The organism is Thalassospira sp. TSL5-1, from assembly GCF_001907695.1.
Taxonomy (GTDB): domain Bacteria; phylum Pseudomonadota; class Alphaproteobacteria; order Rhodospirillales; family Thalassospiraceae; genus Thalassospira.
The window spans coordinates 193,127-218,242 of record NZ_KV880639.1 but is presented as its reverse complement, the minus strand read 5'-3'; the positions used below and the strand labels follow the sequence as shown (position 1 = coordinate 218,242).

At 53.0% G+C, this 25,116-nt stretch carries 25 protein-coding genes; 13 read left to right on the top strand and 12 right to left on the bottom strand.

The window, feature by feature from the left end:
• The 11 genes from LF95_RS17885 (at position 1) to LF95_RS17835 (ending at position 10,126) form a co-directional block, all read left to right on the top strand.
• Complete coding sequence (locus LF95_RS17885; RefSeq protein ID WP_073956539.1) at positions 1-771, top strand: ABC transporter ATP-binding protein; 771 nt, start codon at positions 1-3, stop codon at positions 769-771.
• Positions 758-2,329, top strand: coding sequence for an ABC transporter permease (locus LF95_RS17880; RefSeq protein WP_073956538.1), 1,572 nt, complete (start codon positions 758-760; stop codon positions 2,327-2,329). The genes LF95_RS17885 and LF95_RS17880 overlap by 14 nt, the downstream gene beginning before the upstream one ends.
• Positions 2,330-2,783: 454 nt before the next feature.
• Positions 2,784-4,085 carry a DUF4123 domain-containing protein gene (locus tag LF95_RS17875; RefSeq protein WP_073956537.1) on the top strand — a complete coding sequence of 434 codons (1,302 nt, stop codon included), beginning with the start codon at positions 2,784-2,786 and terminating at the stop codon, positions 4,083-4,085.
• A gap of 132 nt (positions 4,086-4,217) precedes the next feature.
• The gene (locus tag LF95_RS17870; protein ID WP_073956536.1) at positions 4,218-4,604 is read left to right on the top strand and encodes a hypothetical protein; all 387 of its coding nucleotides are present in this window, start codon (positions 4,218-4,220) and stop codon (positions 4,602-4,604) included.
• A 92-nt stretch (positions 4,605-4,696) separates the two neighbouring features.
• Positions 4,697-5,083, top strand: a complete 387-nt coding sequence (locus LF95_RS17865; protein WP_073956535.1) for a hypothetical protein — start codon at positions 4,697-4,699, stop codon at positions 5,081-5,083.
• A gap of 335 nt (positions 5,084-5,418) precedes the next feature.
• On the top strand, positions 5,419-6,759 hold the full coding sequence (locus LF95_RS17860) for a DUF4123 domain-containing protein (RefSeq protein WP_073956534.1): 1,341 nt from the start codon (positions 5,419-5,421) through the stop codon (positions 6,757-6,759).
• 183 nt (positions 6,760-6,942) lie between these two features.
• Positions 6,943-8,556, top strand: a complete 1,614-nt coding sequence (locus LF95_RS17855) for a hypothetical protein (protein ID WP_143182094.1) — start codon at positions 6,943-6,945, stop codon at positions 8,554-8,556.
• Positions 8,553-8,849: a hypothetical protein gene (locus LF95_RS17850; RefSeq protein WP_073956532.1), complete on the top strand. Its 297-nt coding sequence runs from the start codon at positions 8,553-8,555 to the stop codon at positions 8,847-8,849. Before LF95_RS17855 ends, LF95_RS17850 begins: the two co-directional genes overlap by 4 nt.
• Before the next feature lie 348 nt (positions 8,850-9,197).
• Positions 9,198-9,494, top strand: coding sequence for a hypothetical protein (locus tag LF95_RS17845; protein ID WP_073956531.1), 297 nt, complete (start codon positions 9,198-9,200; stop codon positions 9,492-9,494).
• Positions 9,495-9,606: 112 nt separating this feature from the next.
• The gene (locus tag LF95_RS17840) at positions 9,607-9,786 is read left to right on the top strand and encodes a hypothetical protein (protein ID WP_073956530.1); all 180 of its coding nucleotides are present in this window, start codon (positions 9,607-9,609) and stop codon (positions 9,784-9,786) included.
• A 40-nt stretch (positions 9,787-9,826) separates the two neighbouring features.
• The gene (locus LF95_RS17835) at positions 9,827-10,126 is read left to right on the top strand and encodes a hypothetical protein (RefSeq protein WP_143182093.1); all 300 of its coding nucleotides are present in this window, start codon (positions 9,827-9,829) and stop codon (positions 10,124-10,126) included.
• A 136-nt stretch (positions 10,127-10,262) separates the two neighbouring features.
• Here the strand turns inward: LF95_RS17835 and LF95_RS17830 are convergent, their stop codons facing one another.
• The 12 genes from LF95_RS17830 to rpsF form a co-directional block, all read right to left on the bottom strand.
• Positions 10,263-10,973, bottom strand: coding sequence for an SDR family NAD(P)-dependent oxidoreductase (locus LF95_RS17830; RefSeq protein WP_073956528.1), 711 nt, complete (start codon positions 10,971-10,973; stop codon positions 10,263-10,265).
• Positions 10,970-12,433: an amidophosphoribosyltransferase gene (purF, locus tag LF95_RS17825; RefSeq protein ID WP_073956527.1), complete on the bottom strand. Its 1,464-nt coding sequence runs from the start codon at positions 12,431-12,433 to the stop codon at positions 10,970-10,972. Before purF ends, LF95_RS17830 begins: the two co-directional genes overlap by 4 nt.
• A 229-nt stretch (positions 12,434-12,662) precedes the next feature.
• The gene (locus LF95_RS17820; RefSeq protein ID WP_073956526.1) at positions 12,663-13,349 is read right to left on the bottom strand and encodes a CvpA family protein; all 687 of its coding nucleotides are present in this window, start codon (positions 13,347-13,349) and stop codon (positions 12,663-12,665) included.
• Positions 13,350-13,409: 60 nt separating this feature from the next.
• Positions 13,410-14,822, bottom strand: a complete 1,413-nt coding sequence (gene radA, locus LF95_RS17815; protein WP_073956525.1) for a DNA repair protein RadA — start codon at positions 14,820-14,822, stop codon at positions 13,410-13,412.
• A gap of 117 nt (positions 14,823-14,939) precedes the next feature.
• Positions 14,940-15,716, bottom strand: coding sequence for an ABC transporter ATP-binding protein (locus tag LF95_RS17810; protein WP_073956524.1), 777 nt, complete (start codon positions 15,714-15,716; stop codon positions 14,940-14,942).
• A gap of 15 nt (positions 15,717-15,731) precedes the next feature.
• Positions 15,732-16,505, bottom strand: coding sequence for an MlaE family ABC transporter permease (locus LF95_RS17805; protein ID WP_073956523.1), 774 nt, complete (start codon positions 16,503-16,505; stop codon positions 15,732-15,734).
• 53 nt (positions 16,506-16,558) lie between these two features.
• The gene (gene alr, locus LF95_RS17800; RefSeq protein ID WP_073956522.1) at positions 16,559-17,680 is read right to left on the bottom strand and encodes an alanine racemase; all 1,122 of its coding nucleotides are present in this window, start codon (positions 17,678-17,680) and stop codon (positions 16,559-16,561) included.
• Positions 17,681-17,711: 31 nt separating this feature from the next.
• Positions 17,712-19,253, bottom strand: coding sequence for a replicative DNA helicase (locus LF95_RS17795; RefSeq protein WP_073956521.1), 1,542 nt, complete (start codon positions 19,251-19,253; stop codon positions 17,712-17,714).
• 193 nt (positions 19,254-19,446) lie between these two features.
• Entirely contained in the window at positions 19,447-20,037 is a 591-nt protein-coding gene (rplI, locus tag LF95_RS17790; RefSeq protein WP_073956520.1) for a 50S ribosomal protein L9, read from the bottom strand.
• A complete protein-coding gene (locus tag LF95_RS17785; RefSeq protein ID WP_073956519.1) occupies positions 20,037-20,978 on the bottom strand; it encodes a DUF2232 domain-containing protein in 942 nt (313 codons plus the stop codon). The genes rplI and LF95_RS17785 overlap by 1 nt, the downstream gene beginning before the upstream one ends.
• Positions 20,979-21,027: 49 nt before the next feature.
• A complete protein-coding gene (gene rpsR, locus LF95_RS17780; protein WP_073956518.1) occupies positions 21,028-21,261 on the bottom strand; it encodes a 30S ribosomal protein S18 in 234 nt (77 codons plus the stop codon).
• Between the two features lie 23 nt (positions 21,262-21,284).
• Complete coding sequence (gene rpsF / locus LF95_RS17775) at positions 21,285-21,653, bottom strand: 30S ribosomal protein S6 (RefSeq protein ID WP_073956517.1); 369 nt, start codon at positions 21,651-21,653, stop codon at positions 21,285-21,287.
• A 451-nt stretch (positions 21,654-22,104) separates the two neighbouring features.
• Here rpsF and LF95_RS17770 point away from each other — a divergent pair, with 451 nt between their 5' ends.
• Entirely contained in the window at positions 22,105-23,898 is a 1,794-nt protein-coding gene (locus LF95_RS17770; protein WP_073956516.1) for a chloride channel protein, read from the top strand.
• Positions 23,899-24,166: 268 nt separating this feature from the next.
• A complete protein-coding gene (fabD, locus tag LF95_RS17765; protein WP_073956515.1) occupies positions 24,167-25,108 on the top strand; it encodes an ACP S-malonyltransferase in 942 nt (313 codons plus the stop codon).
• Positions 25,109-25,116 lie beyond the last annotated feature (8 nt).

Sequence of the window (25,116 nt, the reverse complement as noted above, 5' to 3'; positions counted from 1 at the left end):
ATGGCCCCCGACGGGATCAGGCTTTCTGCGCTTAGCAAAACCTTTCGGGGCCGTGGCAAAACGGTCGAGGCGCTCAGGGATGTGTCCCTGAGCTGCCCGGCGGGGTCTTTTACGGCCATTATCGGGCCGTCCGGTTGCGGTAAATCCACCGTGATGCGCATCGCACTGGGCCTTGAAGATGCCGATAGCGGTGATGTGCTGATTGACGGCCAGGCCCCGCAGCAGGCCAGCCGGGCGGGTTTAACCGGTGTTGCCTTTCAGGATGCTGCCCTGTTGCCGTGGCGCAGTGTGCGCAAAAATGTCGAGGTGCCGCTGGAGGTTCTGGGGCGCAAGTCCAAAGACCAGTTGGACCAGGTTCAGGCGATGATCGAACTGGTTGGTTTGAAGGGGTTTGAAAATTCGCTGCCGGGCGAGCTTTCGGGCGGGATGCGCCAGCGTGTTGCCATTGCCCGCGCCCTTGTGACACAGCCAAAGGTTCTGTTCCTTGACGAACCCTTTGGCGCATTGGACCAAATTTTACGCCGGCAAATGAATTTGGAATTGCAACGCATCTGGATGGAAACCGGGGCAACCGCGTTGTTGGTAACGCATGGCATTGATGAAGCAGTGTTTCTGGCTGACCGGATTGTGGTGATGCACTCCAAACCGGGGCGCATTGCGGCTGTGATTGATGTGCCCTTTGCCCGGCCCCGTTCGGAAACACTGTTTTCGACGCATGAATTTCATCAGATGTGTGATCAGGTGGCCGAGGTTTTATATGTCGTTGAATAACACAGCCCGTTTTAAGGCCGTGCTCACGACAATCGGCCTGTTGCTGATCTGGGAACTTGTCGGCCGGTTTGATCTGGTCGCGGGTGGGGCCTTGCCGGGTTTCTCCGAAATTCTGATCCGCTTATGGGCGGATCGTGCCGATTATCCACAGCATATTCTGGCGACTTTGTATGGGTCGGGGTTAGGGTTTGTCTTTGGTAATATACTGGGTGTTGGGGCGGGCATGTTGTTTGTCATGTCGCCGGTGGCCCTGCGGTTGTCGCGCGGGGTGAATATTGCCATTTTTGCCCTGCCGCCGATTGCCATTGCCCCCATCCTGACATTAACCCTTTCGGGCATGACGCCGCGTGTCGTTCTGGCGACGCTGGGGGTTTATTTTGTGACCATGACAGCGACCGTCATTGGCCTGAGCCAGGCGGACAGCCGCGCTGTTGACGTGATCCGCGCTTATGGTGGCGGCAAATGGGCGATAATGCGCCTGGTGCAGTTGCGCGGGGCTTTGCCCTCCATCCTGTCGGGCTTTCGGGTTGCGGCTCCTAACGCGGTTTTGGGGGCTATTCTGGCTGAATTTGGCGGGGGTGGCCGTTGGGGCCTGGGGGCCTATTTGCTGGGGTCGCTCGGCCGGGCAGAACCGGACCGCCTGTGGGGGATTGGCCTGGTAGCGACCCTGATTGCCGGTATCAGCTATTTGTTTTTTGCGCTGTTGTCACAACGGTTTTTGGGAGCAAGCCGGGCCGTTACGATGAATGCAGCCATTCCCGATGCGCAAGATATAGGGCAAAGCTTTTTTGTTCGTGCATTGACGACACTTGGCGCCTTTATTTTGCCTTTTGTGCTGTGGTGGGTGTTCATTCGGGCATTGTCTGTGCCCGACATGATTGCCAAAACTCCGTTCGGGGTGGTGGATTATCTGTTCTTTTCCCCAGCGGCGCACACTGCGCAGGCCCGCTTGTGGCAGGCTGTTGTTGAAACATTGCCGATTACCTTTGTCGGGATGGCGGCGGGCCTGGCGGTTGCCTTTTTACTGGCGATTTCAACACGGCTTTTCCCCCGGGTTTTAAACACCCTCATGCCCATTGCCCTGGTCACGCAAACCATGCCGCTGGTGGCTTTAACGCCGCTTCTGGTGTTGCTGTTGGGGCGTGGAACGTCCTTGACCCTGTGGGTGACGATTTCAGTCACGTTCTTCCCCGCCTTTGTTACATTGGCCCAGGGGATTGCGCTTGTGCCGAGGAGTGCGCGCGATGTGCCTCGGGCTTATGGCGCATCAGCCTGGCAGGAAATGCGTATGGTAACGATCCCCGCGTCATTGCCTTATCTGTTTGCCGCCACACGCCTGACGGTCCCGCGCGCGCTTTTGGGCGTGATGATCGCGCAATGGCTGGCAACAGGCAAGGGATTGGGAAATCTGCTTAATCAGTCCCGGGGATATATGGATTACGGCATGATCTGGACGGTGGCGGTGCTGTCGGTCATCCTCTCGGTGGTGTTTTATCAGGCCGTGGTGATGGTCGAACGCCGGGTTTTAAAACGGCTGGGCATGCAGACGGCGGAATAGAATGTTCGGCAGTACAGCAGGCCGACTTAATTTCAACTGCACACAAGGTCAGAATAAGGCTGGTTATCTCGCCCTTGATGTCAGGTTTTGGCGCGAAGGTTTGATCGCGCAGACTGAATCAGAAGTGTTGCTAATGCAATCATAACGATAGATGCGCCCGCAATCTCAAAGACTGTCGAATATTCCTGAAAAACTGCACCATCTGCGTCGTTTGGTGCATGTCGAGCCCACGGGAATTTAGGGGCTGGACGGATTTCCGCCCGCGCAGGCGGAAATCCGCCCGATTTGGCACTTCTTGCCTTTTGCTGAAATTGTAGTTTCTCCTTTTTAGTCAATTATTTATCCAGGTTTTCACCTTTTTGGTAAAAAATCAATTTTCCGCAAGATTCTGCTCAAAGACATGTGCCACTATTTCGGGTGGTATTAATCAGGCAGAGTTGCAGGTTGATTGGGTATGCGTGATTTTGAGGCCTGGATCGGTGAATGTCATTTGCAGGCGAAGGACGGCGGCAAAGAGTATCGCTGTCAGGCGGCGGTCTGGACGGATGGGTATGACGGCTTCCTTGAGGGGGTTGAAACCCGTGTTGCTGATCTTGGTTATTCGGTTCTGTGGTTGGAAAACGTTTTGCCCGCACCACATTACCTTGCGCGCAACGCTGCGCAACAGCGCCAGGTCGGCACCCTTGCCAAAGCTGTCCATCCGGCACACACGGTTGAATTGGGGCCGATGGCGGCGGTGTCGGTGCAGGAGTTGGAAAAACCAAAAAGCTGGCTCAGTATTGGGGAGATTGACGGTATCAAGCCATTGGACGGACAGCTTGGTGTTTGGCCGAAGAAGAACATTCCAGACATGTTGGTAGAGCCATTATTTGGTTATGTGGAACCGACGCCTGAGGAAATAATCCATTATGGAAGCTATGAGGCCGTGCCACCTATGCGGACCTATATTGTCTTGGACAGTGGGAAGATGCAGTGGGGCTATAGTGAAATCGAGCATTGCGGGATGCCTTTCCGGTGCCTGTTCAAAGGTCAGGCTGCCGAAGATTTAAAAGATGTGGCTCCCTATCTTATTGAACTCGATCAGGAGAACGAATTCACGCATCGTTTGTTCAAATATATGCCGGAAATGCCAGATGTCATGACATCGGTTCACGTTTGGCACCAAGAACCCGGTATTTATATTAGGACCCGTGCGGATTTTTCCTCGATTTGGAAGCGGTTACGGAAATTTCCGCGGATGCAGAATGATCAGGGGCAGTGGTACTTTTTTCGCTTTTGGGAACCACGTGTTTTGAGAAATTATCTTTATGATTTGCGATATGAAACGGGCAAGGTTGTGAACTGGTTTGGCAAACGCGCGATGGCGCTAACGATTATCACGATCTCTGGTGGGGTGCTTCACTCTTATGCCCTGGCGGAGAATATTCCGGCAAGTCAGCAAACTTCTCCTGTACGACTGGAGCAAGAAATTCTTGCTCGTCAACATGCACGAGAAGTGATGTCGAAATTCGCAGACGAGCAGGATATTCCTTTCGATTGGGAAATTTATCAGGCTTACAATTATTCTTGGCAGGATTACGAGTTGGATGACTTGAAAATTATAACTCTGCTACATGGATATTTTGGTGTGAAGGAAAAATATGATTTTTCGGCCTTGGTGCCAGACACTGGTGAAGGTATGGCGGATATTATGAAAGAACGTTATTTGCAGCGCCTTATCTTCTATAAAGTGCAAGGGATGGAATACGGGATGTGAAACTGGAAGTTGTCCATCCTGTAAGATTGAGGTTGTTTGTATAAATTTTTCTTAACGTGAAATATATTTTTATTCAGCCGGTAGTGAGGCAAAAGCACTAGATGTTGTCAGCGGGCAGAATGCGAGGTTTAGATGAGGCAGAAAAAACTATGGATTGGGCTAGCTGTAGCTCTTGCGGTTCTTTTTTTGATGTTCAGAATGATGAATTCAATGGGTCCTTTTATTATTATTCCAGAGCCAAGATTTCCTGTAGCGGATGATTATTCGATAGATAAGAAAGCTATGGAGTCCTATTATACAGACATTTTTAAGGGAAAATCCGCATCTGATATTATATCCTTTCTTGATGAACATGATGTTATGTATTTTTTTGAAGGCGGTAACAAAATATACTTTCTTGTTTCGAAGAGTTTTGTGCCAATACCAGCTCGTTACTCTGGTGATATTTTGATTCAATTTAAAGACGGATATTTCGAGAAAGTTGTGTCGTTTGGTGTTTTTGGAATAGATGCGCTTTAAGTTTTTTCTCTTTCTGGTTTGGTAGAAATATTAATGGTTAAATTTGGTGTTTCGATGCTAGTTTTTACTAGACAGCGGAATACGAGTTTTAGATGAATTTTCGAAAGCTGTGGTTTGGTTTGGTTGTTTTTGTCGTTGCCGTTTTATTGTTTTTGAAAAATATAAATAGTACAGGTCCTTTCGTCATCATACCAGATCCACTTTTCTCAATGTTTGAGGATTATTCCCCGGATAAAGAAAAGATGGCTGACTATTATGCCGGATTATTTAATGGTAGAGAGGCCGAATATGTTATCTTTGAGCTGGATCGATATGATGTCAGATATTTTTTCGAAGGAGGCAATCGAATCGAGTTTGAAGTTTCAAAAAGTTTCTTTCCAGTGCCAGCAAGGTATTCCGGTTTTGTAATGATTGAATTTAAGGATGGTGTGTTCGACAGGGTTATTTCAATAGGGTATTTTGGCTTGGTTACGCCATAATTCGTCTCGAGAATTTGTATTTTTTGGTTAATCTATGTGAGTAATTGGTCATGTGAAGGGCCCGCGTACTCTATTGCACGCAGCGCATTCATAGCGACTTGATTCTTCTGGGGGAAGTTCAGGGTTCGGGCGGATTTCCGCCTGCGCAGGCGGAAATCCGCCTGATTTGGCACTTCTTGCCTTTTGCTAAAATTGTAATTTCTCCTTTTTAGTCAATTGTTTATCCAGGTTTTCATCTTTCTTGTGAAAAATCAATTTTCCGCAAGATTCTGCTCAATGACATGTGTCACTATTTTCGGTGGTATTAATCAAGCAGAGTTGCGGGTTGATTGAGTATGCGTGATTTTGAAGTCTGGATCGGTGAATGTCATTTGCAGGCGAAGGACGGCGGTGAAGAGTATCGCTGTCAGGCGGCGGTCTGGACGGATGGTTATGACGGCTTCCTTGAGGGGGTTGAAACCCGTGTTGCTGATCTTGGTTATTCGGTTCTGTGGCTGGAAAACGTTTTGCCCGCACCACAATACCTTGCGCGCAACGCCGGGCAACAGCGCCAGGTCGGCGCACTTGCCAAAGCTGTTCATCCGGCTCATAGGGTTGAGTTGGGGGCGATGGCGGCAGTGGCGGAGGCTGGTGCGTCAGAGACTGAAAACTATCTCGTCATAAAGGACCATCCGGTTCAGGCGCTCTCTGATCAGTCGGAGGTCTTTTTCAAGGATCGGGACTGGATTGCGCCGGAGCTTAAGGAACGGCTGTTTGGGCCGTCGGAAGACGGTGCCAAAATGCGGACCTATTTGATTGTCGATGCGACATTACGCAAAGAAATTTCCGGTTTTTTTGATCTCGACATTCTTGATCTTCCGGTGCGTTGTCTGTTCAAGGGCGAAGCCGCCGAAGAGATGAAAGAGCACGCACCTTATCTGGTGGAGATGACGCTGCCGGATGGGGCTTGGGATGACAATAGTCAGGTTCCGGCGTTTCATCGTGATTTCTTTTGTCGTCACTGGGGCCGGAATACCGGGATATTCATCCGTACCACGGCGCTGATGGATGAGGTTTGGCGGCATTTTCGCAAATTTACCTTGCTGCCGCGCGAGGGGCATGCGGGGCGTGTTTTTGTCCGTTTCTGGGATGAACAATATATCCGCCTTTATTTTCCGCATATCGCCAGCAACAAGGACCGCGTCGCAGCGTGGTTCCTGCGTAACGGGTTTTGCATCAACGCCATTCTGGCCGATCAGCAGGAGGGGGCCGAGGTGCGTTCGATAACGCTCCGGCGCGATTTGTTTATATTGCGTAATGCGCCAGCCGCCCCGTTTGTCTTGACCGATTATGATCTGGAGCCGTTTTACCGCGCCCGTGAAGACAAAGACAGGGCGGCACTGGCGGCAGCGCTAAAGCAGGGCTTTCCGGAAGACCTGAAAAATTATTCACCCGACATTATCGCGCAACTTATTGCGGAACCGGTTTCGCGGATGCGGGGCTATGGCTTTGTACGGAAATCCAGCCTTTATCTGCTTGCAGCCTGGAGCCTTTTTCTTGGCAAAACATTCGAGCAAACGGACCCGACCGGCGTACTTTTGGATATTTGCAAAGGTCAGTTAAACGAGGGGGACAAGATGGAGGCGATGAAACGGCGCATGTCGGAGCTATCTGCTGTTATGGAGGCCGCGCAATGAACCGATTGACGCCAGAGGCCATTGCCGCCCTTGCCGAGCCTGTTGCAAATAAAATGAGTGGCGAATTTGGTGGGGTAAGCCAGTCCTGTAAGGCTCCCCCGACAGGTTCAGTTCTTTTATGATGATCCGTTACAAACGCCCATCACGGACCTGACCACCCGTTTTCTGGATATGGATGACAGGGTGCTGGCGCAAACCACAACCTATAAGCCGATGAATTTTGGTGCCGAAGATGGCACAGAACCGGTTCTGGAGAACCACTCGGAATATGGCCTGGCGGAGCAGGCGGACCTGCCACGTTCGGCGCTGACTATTGATACTGGGGCACAGCCGCAAATTCAAAGTGCGGCTGATGAAGCCTGGGCGCTAGAGCAGGAAATTGTCGGGATGCTGTGGGATTTTGAAACCCGGATGACCGACATTTTCGGCCCTTATGCCGAGGCATGGGAACGCGATGGCTGGAGCGGTGTGCCGGAAAGTTACGTTTCCGGCTTTGGCAAGGGTGTCGAGGCCTGGTGGGAAGGTGAAACAGATTTTTGGGGAAGTGCTTGGGGCGCGCTGAAAAGTACGACTTCTCTGGTAGGTGGCTACGTTTATGACGGGGCGACGAACGGCCCTGCGCCAAAATACATCCCGAATGCACCGGTCGTGAATCTGGCCTTTAATGTGGGCTCTGACATAGTTGATGGCCTTAAGGGCCTGTTTGCCGGTGTCGATATTATGGATTATATCGAACCGCTGCACAGTTTGCTGCGGGCGTTTCTTTTTGGTGATATTGACGCGATTATCGCCGCTTTTAAAAAGCTTACGGTGCTAAAAGAGTTGCCCGGTGCGATTGGCGAATTCGGTCAGATGATTGCCGATGTCATAAAAACCGGCATCGATACCATGCGCGACATGGTGGAGCTGATCCGCCGCACACCTCTTCTGGGGCTGATTTCCAGCACCTTCATGCGTGTTGTCACAATGATGACGCCGAATTTCTGGGCGGAGATGGCGGGGCAAGGTCATGGTTTCATCATTCCCGAACTGATCATCTGGGCGGTTACAGCCATCATTGCGGCCCTGAGTGCGGGTGCCGGTGCATCGGCGCTCACGGTGCGGGCTGCAAATATTGCCAGCAAGATCCGTGGTGCGATCAAGGGCGGTTCAGCCGCCGGGAAGATTGTCTCTTTTATGGGGGATCTTTGGAAGATCGTCCAGAAAATCAAGGATATGGGCGTCAAGCTGCGTCGTAGTATCTTTGAGTCGATAAAGGGAGAGGTTGATGGTGCCATTAAGAGATATCGTCAGGCGCGATATTTTTCAAAAAAACTGAAAGAACTGCAACATCACGGACCCGGAGCGCATGGTGTTCAGCGGCATGAAGGTCAAGTGAGAAAGAAGCAGCTTGATAGACGGTGCCTCGAGGGTAAAGATCCGATAACGGGAACAACGACGGATGGAGTGCATGGTGGGACGCATGGTTACGGTAAAGATGCGACGAAGATTAAAACGCCTGCTGACTTTGTGAGGGCATATGAGAAGGCTTTAGAGAATTCAAAGATTAAATCTCAAATGGAAGCTGGCAAAGATGAGATTCGTGCGGAAATTCCAATAAAAGAACTACTGGGGGAAAATTGGAGGAGCAGGATATTCGGGCGAACACGGACAGGAAGTAGGAAAAAACCTGGCAAAGCAAAGAATACGGTTTTTCCGGACGAAACAAATATGTTTGTCTATCTTAAAAAGAAAGACGATGGGGCTCACTATCTTTATACAATGTATCCAAAAATACCGGAGGTTTCTCCAAAATGAAGAATAAAATATCAGATTCTTTGAAGGAAATATTTTACTGTTTAATTGCTGATGAGTACGAGGTTGAGAATACAATTAAGGAGCTTAGCTATCTCAGTATGGAAGAACAGGAAAGAGTTAGAGAGGAGTTCAGGAAAATTATTGATCAAAGACTTTGGTCTCAGGATTTTTATCTTGGTTTGACAGGGTTTGAGTTTGAGGCCGAAGACGGATTTTATGCTTATCTTGAAGAGGTCTGGCAGTATCTTTTTAATCAAGGACCTGAGCCGGATATTGAGAAATACTGGTATTGATGTATTTCCCATTTAAAAGCGTCTTGCTCTTGAAGCTTGTCCCTTTGAGAAAGACCTTGCATGATGGGTTGGTTCGCGAGCCAGCAGACTAAATAAAACGAGGATTCCTGGCTGTTCATCAGCTTGAGCCTGAAGTATTTCGGCGTGTTGGGGGCAATCATCGACGGCCAGATCGACGAAAATATCGGTGATGGTTTCTGGCGTTGGCAGGGTTTCCGGGTCTTCGCCGGGAAAAGCAGTTAATACTTTTTCCCGCCAGAAACTACGATATTTGTGTTCTTTAAGAGAAAATCAGACGGAATTTATTACCTCTACACACTGTATCCTAAAAAACTACAGGAGCGATATATGACGGCACTTAGATCTGACGAATTAGAAAGTATTATGCTAAGGTTAATTGTGGACGAATATGAACCTCAGAGCATTTTACGACTTCTGAATAACAGGAGTGAAGAATATTATGAAAAAACAAAAAATGAGCTCCGAAAAGTTATTTCCGAACGCCTTTGGTCGCGAGATGACTACGAAAGTATGACCGGCATTGAGATCGAAACGGATCGGCAACTATATGAGCATTTGGAAGAAGTTTGGCAATACGCGTTTAACAATGGTCCTGAGCCAGAGATCGAAAAATACGAATATTGAGACTGATGCCGTGGAAATTTCCGTTGCCTGATATTTTACATGCTTTGCATTAGCTAAGAGATACTGGCAAAGACTGAACTAAACGATTGGGGTGATTGGCTAATTAGTCCAGATGATTGCCGATGTCATGAAAACCGGCATTTATACCATGCGTGTTGTCATAATGATCACGCTGAATTTCTGGGCGGAGGTAGCAGGGCAAGATCATGGTTTGTTCATTTCCGAATGGATCATCTGGGTGGTTTCAGCCTTCGTCGTGGCTTTAGCTCGGGTGCTGGGGTATCCTTGTTAATCCTTGCTTTGCTGTCTTTTATGTTCATAACGGAGGATATATGACTGATGCTTCCACTTCATGCGTATTGAATACGTTGGTTGGGTCTTATCGACCAGAAGTTATGGAGGAAAATGAGATACCATCTTATCTTGCTAGTATCTCGAGACAGGATTTAATCAGTTTAAGGAAGGAGTTGAGCGATTTAATATCGAATGACGTGATTGGTTTGGATTTTGCTTATCGGAGGACGGGTTTGGATTTTCCTGACAAGAAAGCGGCTGTAGCATTCTTTCAGGCACTGTTTGATTATCTTGAAGGCAAAGCAGAGCTGCCAGATATTTATGACTATGCTGAATGAGAAATACTTCCGTTAGGGCATGAACTTATACTAACTAGATGCCACAAAAGGCTTTGTCTTTGTGGAAGGTGTTATAATAAGAATCATAGGCTAGCATCAGGTATAAAAAAACGGACATTTCTGCCCGTTTATCAGCTTAAGCCTGAAGTATTTCGCCGTGATGGGGGCAATCATCGGCGGCCAGATCGACGAAAATATCGGTGATGGTTTCTGGCTTTGGCAGGGTTTCCGGGTCTTCGCCGGGATAGGCGGTGGCGCGCATGGTGGTGCGGATGCGGCCCGGATTAACCAGATTGACCTTAACCTTGCTGTCTTCCATCTCCTGGGCATAGGAGAGCACCAGAGATTCAAGGGCGGCCTTGGTCGAGGCATAAAGCCCCCAATAGGCACGGCCCTTGGCCGATGCACCGGATGTTACGAAAATGGCGCGACCGGCATCGGAAAAGCGCAGCAGTTTATCGACACTGCGGATCAGGCGGAAATTGGCGGTGACATTGACGGCATAGGTGTTTTCAAACATCTGCGTGTCAATATGGCCAACCGGGGCGAGTTCGCCCAAAACGGCGGCATTGCCAACAACAATGTCGAGCTTTCCGAAACGCTCATAGATCGAAGCGCCCATTGCATCGATTTTTTCATACATCGTCAGATCAAGCGGCAGCAGCACGGCTTTGCCGCCTGCTTCGCGGATTTCATCATCGAGTTCTTCGAGCGCGCCGACATTGCGGCCCAGCGCGATAACGGTGGCACCTTCATCGGCATAGCGTTTGGCAATCGCACGGCCAATACCGTGCGATGCCCCTGTCACCAGTGCGATTTTGCCTTCAAGACGTTTTTGCGTACTCATGCAGAGCGTCTTTCAACAAGCTGGGAGAGCTTGCGGTTTTTGTTTTCTTCGGCGGTGTGGTCCACCAGGCGAATGGGATAATCGCCGGTGAAGCACGCATCGCAGAAAGCCGGGTTTTCGGCATCGCGGCCCGGCAGGCCGGTGGCCCGATAAAGCCCGTCAATGCTGACGAAGGCAAGGCTATCCACGCCGATCATTTTCGCCATAGCATCAATATCGTGGTTCGCCGCCATCAGCTTTTCCTTTGACGGTGTATCCACACCATAAAAGCACGGATTTGCGGTGGGCGGGCTGGTGATGCGCATATGCACCTCGGCTGCACCGGCCTGACGGACCAGTTCAACGATCTTGGTCGAAGTGGTACCGCGCACGATGGAATCGTCTACCAGAATAACGCGCTTGCCCTTCAGCTTGCCAGGGTTGGCATTGTGCTTCAGCTTCACACCCAAATGACGGATCTGGTCGGTCGGTTCAATAAAGGTCCGGCCGACATAATGGTTGCGGATGATGCCCAGTTCAAACGGTATACCGGATTCTTCGGCATAACCCAGGGCGGACGGCACGCCGGAATCGGGGATCGGCACGACAACATCGGCTTCAATGGCGGATTCACGGGCCAGTTCGCGACCAATATTTTTGCGCACGTCATAAACGCTGGTGCCTTCGACAATGCTGTCGGGGCGGGCGAAATAGACATGTTCAAAAATGCAAAAGCGCGATTTGACCGGTTTGAACGGCTTGATTGAGCGAATGCCCTCATCGGTGATTTCAACGATTTCACCCGGTTCGACGTCGCGGATGAATTCCGCGCCCACAATATCCAGGCCGACCGTTTCCGATGAAAAGATGTAAGAGTCGTGAAGTTTTCCCAGGACCAGCGGACGCACACCCAGCGGGTCACGCACACCGATCAGCTTTTTCTGGGTCATGACGACAAGGCTGTAAGCTCCTTCGACCTGGCGCAGCGCATCGATCAGACGATCGACGATTTTTTCGTAAAGGCTGGTGGCGATCAGGTGAATGAAAACTTCGGTATCAGCCGTGGACTGGAAAATCGAACCCCGACGGACCAAACGGTCCCGCACGGCAAGGGCGTTGGTCAGGTTGCCGTTATGGGCAATCGCCAAACCGCCAAATTCAAAATCGGCAAACAGGGGCTGCACATTGCGAAGGCCCTTGCCGCCGGCGGTGGAATACCGCACATGGCCCACGGCACGGTGGCCGGGCAGGCTTTCGATTACATCCTGTGAGCCAAAAATATCGCCAACCTGGCCTGACGCCCGATGGGCGGGAAAGTCAGAACCATCGTAGGCAACGATACCGGCCGCTTCCTGGCCGCGATGCTGCAGGGCATGAAGGCCAAGGGCTGTCAGGGCCGCCGCATCGGACGAACCAAAAACGCCAAAAACGCCACACTCTTCGCGCAGCTTGTCGTCATCAAATGGGTTGGTGGTCAGCATGAGTGGGTTCCGCTCTCTCGCCGGTGGCGTCTGTCGGATGCCGCACGCGTTAACGAAATCCCGACGCCTCACTCGTTGGGGATCACCACCAGGGGCAATCCATATCTTCGCGCGAGGGCGTTGTATAACGCTTTTGGGTGTTTGGTCCAGAACCTTTTGCAGATCAACCGCCCGGCAACATTGTTTAAAACCATTTTACCGGCCACCAGACAGGGGAGTACGCGGTTTTTTATTGCTGGGTTACGGCATCGATCAGGCGGTTTTTGGCGTCGATCTCTTCCTGGGTGTAGCCCTTGATCGGCGCGGATTCCTTGGCTTTTGGCGTTGGCCCAAGCAATTTGCGATAAGTTTGATCCCGGGCATCAGCCTCGCGTTGGGTGCGGGCAATTTCTTCGGCGGTATTATCAAACAGCGCATCGGGCATGGCTGCCTTGAGCAAATAGGCACCCTCCTGCAAGACAGGGCGGGTGCGTGCGGTTTGCACCCAGTCGGGCTGCTGGGCCGGGGGCATCAGCCAGGAAAGCGCCAGATAGGCAATGCAAACAACCAGCCCGCCGCGCACAAGGCCAAAAACAAAACCCAGCGTGCTATCAAGGCTATCAAGGCCGGAATTTTGCACGGCCTTGGCAATACGGCCACTGATGAAGGAGAAAATCAGAAACGAAATGACAAACAGGCCAATGCCGGTGGCCAGATCGGCAATCAACTGCGATGGAATAAGTTCGCGCACATAGGGCCGCGCAACCGGATAGCCATAAAGCGCGGTTACACCCGCGCCAACCCAGCCCAACATCGAGAGGCTTTCGTGAACAAAGCCGCGAAAAAACGCAAACAGGCCCGATAGCAGGACAATCGCCACCACGACCAGATCAAAAACGTCTCTGGCACCCAGTTCTGAGAGGAAGGAAAAGTCCATTCTGTGTTGGTCCTGTTGTCGGAAAGCGTCCCCAAGGGGTGCCCCTGGCAAAGTGCCGGTTTAATACATGCCTTCGCGCGGGCGCACCTTTTCGCGAACATCTTGGCCGAATAAATTTACCAAATCCTGAAGATGGCTGATTTCCACCTGTTTCAGGCCTTTGATCGTCAGCTTCTTTTTCGCATTTTGGCCATGACGCGGCACATATCCATTGGCAAAGCCCAGCTTGGCGGCTTCTTTCAGGCGGGCCTCGATTTGCCCGACCGGGCGAACCTCGCCCGAAAGCCCGATTTCACCAACAATCACAGTTTCGGCCGGAACCGGCACATCAGCAACGGCAGAAATAAGGGCCGATGCGACCGCGAGGTCTGCGGCGGGTTCGCCGACACGAAGGCCCCCAGCAACGTTCAGGTAAACGTCAAACTGGCTGAGCGGCAGGCCACAACGGGCATCCAGCACGGCCAAGATCATATTCATACGGGCGGAATCCCAGCCGACAACGGCGCGGCGCGGGGTTGCCAGGGCTGATTGGGCCACCAGCGCCTGAATTTCCACCAGCATCGGGCGGGTGCCTTCCAGTCCGGCAAAAACGGCGGTACCACTGACCGGCGCATCGCGGTCGGCCAGAAACAGGGCGGACGGGTTGGGGACTTCGACCAGCCCGGCATCGCCCATTTCAAACACGCCAATTTCGTCGGTGGCCCCAAAACGGTTTTTGACCGCGCGCAAAATGCGGAACTGGTGGCCGCGTTCGCCTTCAAAATACAGCACTGTATCAACCATGTGTTCCAGCACACGCGGGCCGGCGATTTGGCCTTCCTTGGTAACGTGACCGACCAAAATAACGGCAAAGCCCTTGCGTTTGGCAAGGCGGATCAATTCCAGCGCGCAGGCGCGTACCTGGGACACGGTGCCCGGGGCGCTGTCGAGGGTATCGGCATACATGGTCTGGATCGAGTCGATAACCACCACTTCGTGGCTGCTTTGATCCAGCGTTGAAATGATGTCGCGCAGGCTGGTGGCGGCGGCAAAATCGACCCTGGATTTTTCAAGGCCAAGGCGGGCAGCACGCATGCGCACCTGGTCAACCGCTTCCTCGCCCGAGATATAGGCGCATTTATGCCGTGCGGCCAATACGCCAACCGCCTGAAGCAATATGGTGGATTTACCAATGCCCGGGTCGCCGCCCACCAAAAGGGCAGAGCCGGGAACAAGGCCACCGCCACAGGCGCGGTCCAGTTCGGTAATGCCGGTAATGATGCGGGGCGGGCGGGAACTTTCGCCTTCCAGGGCGACAAAATCCAGTTGTTTGCCGCGTGCACCACTGGTGATGCCGCCGGTGGCTTTGGGGCCAGCCTCGATGCGTTCTTCCTCGATGGTGTTCCAGGAATCGCAGGCATCACAATGGCCCGTCCATTTTCTGTATTCGGCCCCGCAATTCTGGCAGATGAAACGGCTTTGGGTTTTTGCCACGAAAAGCTCCGCTGGATTTTGACATGTCGGCTGTCACGCCAGCCTTATCCTGCCCTGGCAGGATGGCCGGGCCTGTAGGCCGCTTAAAGCATGACGATAGGCAATTTGTTGTCGGGGTTAAAGATGCTTGAGGTCAAGGTCAAGCGGACCTTCGGTATTGCCCGAGATGAATTGCTGTAAATAGGGATTGTCGCTGGTTTCAACATCGGCCACCGGGCCATCCCAAATGATGGTGCCTTTGTAAAGAAAGGCAATACGGTCGGCAATTTTGCGGGCACTGGCCATGTCGTGGGTAATGGTCAGTGCGCAGGCCCCCAGTTCCCGGGTGCATTTGACGATCAGATCATTGATGACGTCGCCCATGATCGGATCTATGCCGGTTGTCGGTTCGTCAAAAAACAGGATTTCCGGCCGGGTCGCAATGGCACGGGCCAGGCCAACACGTTTTTGCATCCCGCCAGAAAGCGAGGCAGGGGAAAGCGGGGCAACATCTGGCCCAAGGCCAACATCGGAAAGGCGTTTGATGGCAATGTCGTGCGCTTCCTTGCGGTCCATACCCTGGCCTTCGATCAGGCCGAAGGCGACATTTTCCCATACCGAAAGCGAATCAAACAGGGCCGCCCCCTGAAACAGCATGCCGCTTTTGGCCTGCATGGCATCATGGGCCTTGCGGTCCGCCCCGACCATTTCAACGCCATCAATTTTAATCGAGCCGCTATCGGGCGTAAGCAGGCCGAGAATACATTTCAGCGTCACTGATTTGCCGGTGCCCGAACCACCAATGATGGCAACGGATTCACCGGCGGCAACATTCAGGTTTACGCCCTGAAGAACCTTTTTGGCACCAAACCCCTTATGCAGGTCGGTCAGGCTGATTTTCGGGCTGTCAGACATGTTTTGCGGCCCTGGTTAGCGAACAAAGAACAGTTCGGTCACGATATAGTTGGCGATCAGGATCAGGATGGAACTGGAAACCACGGCATTCGTGGTGGCCTGCCCAACGCCCTGTGCGCCGCCGCGCGAATGATAGCCCTGATAGCAGCCCATCAGCGTGATGATGAAACCAAACACCGCCGCCTTGACCAGCCCCGAAACGATATCGAGTGTTTCAAGATACTGAAAGGTGTTCTGGATATAGGAGCCGGAATTAAAGGACAGCTTGTTCACACCCACGATGTAACCGCCCATAACCCCGATAATATCACCAATAAAAACAAGGATCGGCAAGGTAATCAGACCGGCAAGCACGCGCGGCACAACCAGATATTTGAACGGGTTGGTGGATAGTGTTACCAGCGCATCAATCTGTTCGGTCACACGCATCGTTCCGATTTCAGCCGCAATGGCCGCACCGACCCGGCCTGCCACCATTAACCCGGCCAGCACCGGGCCCAATTCGCGGGTCATGGAAATGACAACCACGGTGGCAACGGCACTTTCGGCGGAAAAACGCGAAAAACCGGAATAACTTTGCAGGGCCAGAACCATACCGGCAAACAGCGTGGTCATGGCGACAACCGGCAGAGAATAATAGCCGATTTCACACATTTGCTTGAAAATCAGCCGGAAATAAAAGCGCGGCGTGACGCAATGCATCAGCGTTTTTGAGGCAAATATTGTGACCCGGCCGACAACAGCCAAAAATGCAAGAAATATACGGCCTATTGGCGCTAAAATCGGCATCTGGGACGTTATTCCCTTGTTCCTGGCGTTCTGGCAGCGCAATTGCAACCGGATTAGCCTTCGGTGTAAACCCGCTGATAACGATGACCAAGCGAGGTCAGGATTTCATAACCAATGGTACCGGACATGGTGCCGATATCATCGACAGTGCAGTCTTTGCCAAGCAGCGTCACATCGTCGCCCGGTTTCAGCTTGCCGTCCGGAAGGTCGGTGATATCGAGGCCAAAGGCATCCATCGACACACGTCCTACCATAGGCGTTTGAATCCCGCCGATTTTGAGTTTCCCTGCATTGGAAAGATGGCGCAACCAGCCATCGGCGTAACCGGCAGCAACAGTTGCAATTACGGAAGGCCGTTCAGCCCGCCAGGACGCACCGTATCCGACCGATTCACCGGTGTCAATCTGGCGCACTTGCAGCACCTTGGCTGTGAGCGTGACCACATTGCGCATCGGGTTGGCTTTTTCGGGTGTCGGGTTGCCGCCCCACAGTGCGTAACCGGGCCGACAAAATTCCAGGTGGTAATCGGTATGGCGGAAAATGGCCGACGAATTGCAAAAGCCACGCGGGGCAGGGGGAAGGCGGCGATACCATTTCATGAACAGGTCATATTGTTCACGGGTAATCGGGCTGTCGGCTTCGTCGGCGGCGACCGGGTGGGTCATGTAGCCTGCCTTTTCAAAGCCGTATAAAAGCTGCGAATGGCGTTCGATCAGGGCCTGCAATTCACGGGGTGACAGGCCGGTGCGGCTCATCCCGGTATCAAGATGGATGAAGGCCGGTGCCGGGCGTTCATATTCGCGGCACAGATTGGACCAGCGTTCAATTTGGCCCAAGTCGTTCAATACGGGGATGACATCGTTTTCGATGAAGAATTCTTCGTCGCCTGGCATCAGGCCGTTAAACACGGCAATGCGTCCGCCACCCCGCAACAACGGAAACAGGTCGGCTGCTTCGTTGGCATGGGCGACAAAAAACAGACGGCAGCCCTGCTTTTTTAAAACCGGTACAATTGCCTTGGCACCCAGCCCATAGGCATTGGCCTTGACAACCGCCCCCATCGTGCGGCCGGTATAGGTTTTTTGCAGGCGCTGATAGTTTTCAGCGATGGCTCTCAGGTTAATTTCCAACTGTGCGCAGTCTGCCGCACGGCCAGGGGCGGGAAGGACGCTCATCGGCTTAAAACCCCGTTATGGACATAGTGGGTTATTCTTCAAATTCTTCGGCGACATGATCAAGATCGCCAAATTTGGTGTAGTTACCGTCAAAGAACAGACGGACGTTACCTACCGGACCGTGTCGCTGCTTGGCAACAATAACTTCAGCAGTGTTGTAAACGTGGTTAAGGCGTTCCTGCCATTGCGAATAGCGTTCCGAGAATTTTTCGTTCGATTCTTCGGGTTTCTGGGCCGGTTCGGCACGTTCGAGATAATATTGTTCGCGGTAAATGAACATCACGACGTCGGCATCCTGCTCGATCGAGCCGGATTCACGCAGGTCCGAAAGTTGCGGACGTTTATCGTCGCGCTGTTCGACCGCACGTGAAAGCTGGGACAGTGCCAGCACCGGACAGCCCAGTTCCTTGGCAATGGCCTTAAGCGAGCGGGTAATTTCCGAGACTTCCTGCACACGGCCATCACCACGGAAATTGGTGGGCGGGGCAAGAAGCTGCAAATAGTCAACCACGATCATGGCAAGACCGTGCTGGCGCTTAAGGCGGCGGCAACGGGTTCGCAGGGTGGATACTGGCAGGGCCGGGGTATCGTCGATATAAAGCGGAACGGTATTTAACTCGCGCGAAGCAATGACAAGACGTTCAAAGTCGTCCTCGGTCAGATCCCCACGGCGCATATTGTCGCCCGAAACTTCGGCTGCCTGGGAAAGAAGACGCCCGGCAAGCTGGTCAGCGGCCATTTCAAGCGAGAATACGGCAATGGCGCCGGTGCGCAATTCGTCGTCCTGCTCTTCACCGCTTTGGCGGTTTTTATGGGCCGAAATTGCCGCGTTAAAGGCCACGTTCATGGCAAGCGCGGTTTTACCCATCGACGGGCGACCTGCCAGGATCAGAAGGTCAGACGGGTGCAAACCACCCAATTTGCGGTCAATGTCGCGAAGGCCGGTGGTAACACCGACAACCTTGCCCGCATTTTTATAGGCATGTTCAACATTTTCGACCGCCTTGGTCAGTGCCGGACCAAAGGCAACAAAGCCCGATTCCGCTGCTCCGGCGGTTGCCAGTGAAAACAGCCGCTGTTCGGCATTTTCGATCTGGTTGGAGGCGTCGGCATCGAGTTCGTACTGATAGGCTTCATTGACGACATTTTCGCCAATATCGATCAGTTCGCGGCGTAAATAAAGGTCATAGACCAGTTTGCCATAGTCCCCGGCATTGATGACGGAAACCATGTTGTTGGAAAGTTCGGCCAGATATTGTGGTCCGCCAATTTCGGCCAGATGTTCGTCCTGGCGAAAAAAGGCCGACAGTGTCACAGGGTTGGCAAGCTGTCCCCGCTCGATCAGTTTGCCACATGCCTCGTAAATGCGACCATGCCGGGCATCGGCGAAATGCTCCGGGCGCAACATATCCGATACGCGCTCATAGGCGGCGTTGTTGTTCAGGATGGCGCCCAGCAACGCGGCCTCGGCCTCAAAATTATGAGGGGCCATGCGTTCAAGGGGTGTTTTGTGGTTGGCACCTTCGTCTGCATCAAGGGGGGCAAACAAGGCATCAAGTTCGGGTTCATTCATGATGGCGGAGGGTACCAGTCATCCTGTTGAGCTGAAAGCCTAAAACCAGTTTGGTCATAGCCGGTATACCTTAACCGCAAAGGTCGGTGGTAGCGCAACCTGTTGGGCAGGATAATAAATTCCGGTTTTGGTAAAAGAAAACGGCGCATCCCTGCGGATACGCCGTTTTCCGAAACCGTCAAGACAACACCGATCAGGCGTTGGCAGCAGCAGCTTCTTCTTCGCCTTCGGCTTCCAAATCTTCTTCGGATGCTTCTTCAGCGAGAGCTTCTTCTTCTTCCATCTCTTCGATGGTGCCCAGAACGGCCGCACCTTTACGAAGCTGCTCGGCAGCGTCTTCTTCGGTACGGGCAACGTTGGCGGTAACCGTGATCAGGACTTCCGGGTGCAGGGCGACGGTAATGTCGTGCAGACCCAGGGTCTTGATCGGGGCATCCAGGCGAACCTGACCGCGCGAAATGGTGCAGCCGGCTTCGGTAACGGCAGATGCGATGTCGCGTGCCGTGACAGAACCGTAAAGCTGACCAACGTCAGAAGCCTGACGAACCAGGGTAACAGCCAGGCTGCCGAGGCTTTCGGCAACTTTTTCGGCTTCGTTACGGCGTTCCAGGTTGTCAGCTTCAAGCTGGGCTTTCTGTGCTTCAAACACAGCAATGTTTGCCTTGGTTGCGCGCAGGGCCATGCCCTGGGGCAGCAGGCGGTTGCGGGCGTGGCCCGGCTTTACGGTGACAACGTCACCCATCTGGCCGAGTTTTTCCACCCGCTGGAGCAGAATAACTTCCATCACCGATCCTCCTCATTGCTACGGGTCATCGGTTGGTTCCCCCGCAGCCTGATTAAATGCTCAACAATTCCAAGTCCGCAAATCGCGATAAACGACCAGCTAGACAGAACCGCGACGATATAAAATACCGTCAATATCAAACGTTTTTGCGGCCATCGGGCTGCCTGCCCGTGTATGAGTGCCAGCCCCTGAAACAGGAAAGGCACTGCCAATACAACCGCGACGTTGCGTGCGATATAGGCCAGGTTGCCATCACCAAAGGCGATGGATGCCCCAGCCAGGGCGAACGCAAAAAGTGACCAGCCAGGTAATTCAAGCGACGCCAGACTTGGTGTCGGGCGCAGGTTTTTGCCTGCGCGTATCAGAATTGCCTGTGCAATCATGGCATTGACCAGAACCATAAGGTACCAGGACAAAGCCGCAATTGCCGGGAAATATGCCTGGAAGATGGCGATGACCTGTTGGACTTCCGTGGTTAACGGAACACCCATTGAAGAATACATCGTCGAGAAGAAGTGAGCGATCACTTCCTTTATTTCCAGACCTTCCGCCGCAACGGTTGCAAGGACAATTGTCACTATCACTGCAACTGCCAGGGCCATGACCGCCAAAATGATGCCAGGCTGAATGAACTTCGGTTTTCCGGAGTCGTCAGCCCGCATAATCAGCGCCACGCGGGTCAGCATCGTCGCCGGTCCGGCTATCACAATCAAAAAGACTGTGAAGGGCATGACGCCACCCAGCAAAAGCAGGGCAGCACATGCCGCAAGCGCCGCAACCAGCAGGCTTTTGGGTCCCTGCCACAATCCGATAAGGAAAAGTGGCAAATGCCCGAAATAGGACAGCAGCAAAGCCAGCGGACTTCCTGTCAATACCAGCAGAAACAGAAGCGCACTGCCCAGTCCTGCTCCGATAGATGTCAGGGTGTCACGCGAAGACATTGGCTACTCCGTGGCCGAGACCGCAAAACAAAGTCTCTTGCCGACTGCCTCAGACCTGGTCTGCGTAGGGCAGCAGCGCCAGGAAACGAGCGCGTTTGATGGCTTTGGAAAGCTCACGCTGTTTCTTGGCCGAAACGGCCGTGATACGGCTCGGAACGATCTTGCCGCGTTCGGAAACGAAACGCTGCAACAGTTTGACATCTTTGTAGTCGATCTTCGGCGCATCCGGACCCGAGAACGGGCAGGTTTTGCGGCGACGGAAAAACAGACGACGTCCAGCCATGATATATCCTCCTCGTTACTCGATTACTGACGCGGGCCGCTGCGGCGGTTGCCACGGCTGCCGCGCTCGTCGCGGTTACGCAGAATGGCAGACTGTTCTTCTTCGAACTCGTCAACCTTTACGGTCATCTGACGCAGGACGTCTTCATTGAAGCGCATCTGGCGTTCATATTCCGCAATCGCGTCCTTGTCGGCTTCGATCTGGAAGAGGGTATAGTGACCCTTGCGGTTTTTCTTGACCCGGTAGGTCAGGGAACGAAGACCCCAGTATTCGGTCTTGGCGACGGTTGCGCCCAGTCCGGTCAGGATTTCGTTCAGCTTTTCGTTCAGGGCTTCGACCTGTGCGGTCGAGAAGTCCTGACGTGCAATATACACGCTCTCGTACTTGCTCATAATTCTCCTAATCACCCCTTGTGGCTTGTCTCTTCCTGACGCGACCGCATGTCGCGCAGGCATAGCCGGGTACGTCCCGGCAAGGAGCCGTGAGCGGGCGAATATACACTTTTCGCCAATTGGTGCAACGTCAAATACCGCGATATTCACACGATTCGACATCCGATCCTTGCAGGCCAGCTTTGCACAATCCTGACAGCGCAATTGGCCTGGATGGATTTGTCACAAAAGCGTTGCACTTTTCTAAGAGCGGCTATGCAAAGCCGGATATTCCCTTGATTTGCAAAGGGTGTGCGAGTAAGCCTTAAGGCCATTCGTCGAACCGGTCGACCTCCCATTCTTGCACGATTTTCCTGCCTTCCCCTCTTAACGACAACAAAAATTGCGGGGCAGGGGACAGCTGTTACTGGGCGCAACGCCGGGATATACTCAGAACGTACATGGTTTGGTGATGGTAGAATCCCAGGTTGAAGGCGCGTCACCCCGGCGCGCGACACTTGTTACATTATGTTTTTTCTCGCTCGTCGTTGGCATTGTTACCGGTTATGGCGCGGTGGCGTTTCGCGCACTGGTCGCCCTTATTCATAATCTGGCGTTTTATGGCACTTTTACGCTTGATTATGATGCCAACATGCTGACGGAGCCCTCGACATGGGGGCCGCTGATTATTCTGGTGCCCGTGATTGGCGGGATGCTGGTGGTTTTTCTGGTTAACAATTTTGCCCCGGAAGCCAAGGGTCACGGTGTTCCCGAAGTGATGCACGCCATTTACTTCAAACAGGGGCGCATTCGCCCGCTGGTGGCGGTGATCAAGTCGATTGCATCCGCGCTGTCGATTGGGACAGGGGCGGCTGTTGGTCGTGAAGGCCCGATCATTCAGATCGGTTCGTCGCTGGGTTCCAGTATCGCACAGCTTCGCAATTTGCCGACAGGCCAGCGCATCACGCTGCTTGCGGCCGGGGCGGGTGCTGGTATTGCGGCAACATTCAATACCCCGCTGGGCGCTGTTTTATTTGCCATCGAACTGATGATGCCGGAAGTGTCGACCCGTACTTTCCTGCCGGTCGTGATTGCGACCGGGGCTGCGACGTATATTGGTCGTATTTCCTTTGGTCTTGCACCGGCCTTTGAAGTGCCGCTGGCGGCCATTCCCCAGGTTTCGGCAATCGATCTTGAAGCACTTATTATATATGTGGTGCTGGGTGTTCTGTGCGGTGTTGCCGCATGGATGCTGATCCGCTCCATGCTGATTACCGACAAGTTTTTCAAGAAACTGCCGGTCAATGACTATGTTCGTCATGCCATTGGTATGCTGTCGGTCGGCATCCTGATGTATGTCCTGCTACTGACAGCAGGCAATTATTACGTCGATGGTGTTGGTTATGGCACCATTCAGGAAATTCTGCGTGGCGGTATGACGACATTGCCGCTGCTGGTGATCCTGTTCTTTGCCAAGATGTATGCCACCTCGGTCAGTATTGGTTCTGGTGCCTCGGGTGGTGTGTTTTCACCATCGCTGTTTATTGGCGCCACGATGGGGGGGGCTGTTGGTGTTATCGGCACCATGATTTTCCCGAATGCGGGGATTAATCCGGCGGAATTTGCCCTGGTGGGTATGGGTGGCGTTGTAGCCGCCGGTACCGGTGCCGCCATGACCGCGATCATCATGATTTTTGAAATGACCCGCGACTATAATATCGTCGTGCCGCTGGTGGTGGCCGTTGCCATCGCGCTGGGTATTCGTCGCATGCTGATCAGCGAAACCATCTATACTTCCAAGCTGGTGTTGCGCGGTTTGCACATTCCCAAGGAACGTCACAGCAACATGTTTATGGTTCATCCCGCTCACGAGGTGATGGATCGTGAACCGATTTTCCTGGATGCCGCCATGCGCGTTTCCGAAGCGGTTGACAGCCTGACGCCGAAACCCAAAGTGGCTTCGATTGTGGTGGTAGCGGGCGATCGAATTGTTGGCGTTTTGCCCGATATTGATCATCTGTTCGCCATTGTTGGGGAACAGGGCAATGACACGCTGTCCGATATTGTTGACGAGGATTTTGTCGTGGTGGTGGATAACACCACATTGTTTGACGTGATCAAGCGCATGCACCGCCGCAATGCACGTTCCGCCGTTGTTGTTCAGCCCTGTCGCGGTTTGCCGCGCCAGTCTGATGTGCGCGGTGTGATTACGAAGTCCCATATTTCGGACAGCGTTGTTTCGAGTATGCAAAACTACCTTGAGTAAGGGCCGTCTCGGCGAGCAGTTGATGTTTGGATCGGCTGTTTGACGTTTCATATATGAAAAGGCAGTAGACAATTTACCCTGTTTACTGCCTTTTTTCTTGCAATCGTGAATTTCTGAGCCACCTTTGTGAACAATCTGGTTTTTCCGGGGTGCATAACGGTGTCCGGCCTTGACAGGACGGTTCGGCGCGTTATCAAGGGGGCCTTTTAAAAATGTCGGGCCGGGTGTTTCGGGCGACATAAACGCAGACAAGGGTGCTATATCCATAATGACACGCGCATTCGTATTCCCCGGTCAGGGGTCGCAGGCTGTTGGTATGGGCAAGGAACTGGCCGATGCCTTTCCTTTGGCTCGCGAAGTGTTTCAGGAAGTTGATGACGCACTTTCCCAGAAGCTCAGTACGCTGATGTTTGAAGGCCCGGAAGGGGATTTGACCCTGACGGAAAACGCCCAGCCCGCCCTGATGGCTGTTAGTCTGGCTGTAACCCGTGTTCTGGAAAAGGAAGGCGGCTTTGCCCTGACCGATAAATGTGAACTGGTTGCCGGGCATTCGCTGGGGGAATATTCCGCCCTTGCCGCGGCCGGAACGTTTAGCATTTCTGATGCCGCCCGTTTGCTTAAAATTCGTGGTCAGGCGATGCAGGCCGCCGTGCCGGTCGGTGTTGGCGCGATGGCTGCCCTTTTGGGCCTGGATTTTGCCGATGCCGCCGCCGTTGCCGAACTGGCCGCCCAGGGTGATGTTTGCACCGCCGCCAATGACAATGCCAATGGGCAGGTTGTTGTTTCGGGGCACAAGGCTGCCGTTGAGCGGGCAATTGAGATTGCCAAGGAAAAGGGCGCCAAGCGCGCTGTTTTGTTGCCGGTTTCCGCACCCTTTCATTGTGCCCTGATGCAGCCTGCCGCCGACCGTATGGCAGAGGCCCTGGCCGAGGTGACGATGAATGCGCCGAAGGTGCCGCTGGTTGCCAACGTGACCGCCACCAAGGTCCAGGATGCTGATGCCATCCGTGATTTGCTGGTTAAACAGGTTTGTGGCACGGTGCGCTGGCGTGAATCCGTGCTTTATATGAAAGAGCAGGGGATTTCCGGTTTGGTCGAAATCGGTGCTGGCAAGGTACTGAGTGGTATGGTCCGCCGAATTGACCGCGATCTTAACGGAACCGCAATTAATGGTCCGGCAGATATAGAAGCCTTTCTGGGCGCGCTGTGAACCGCACC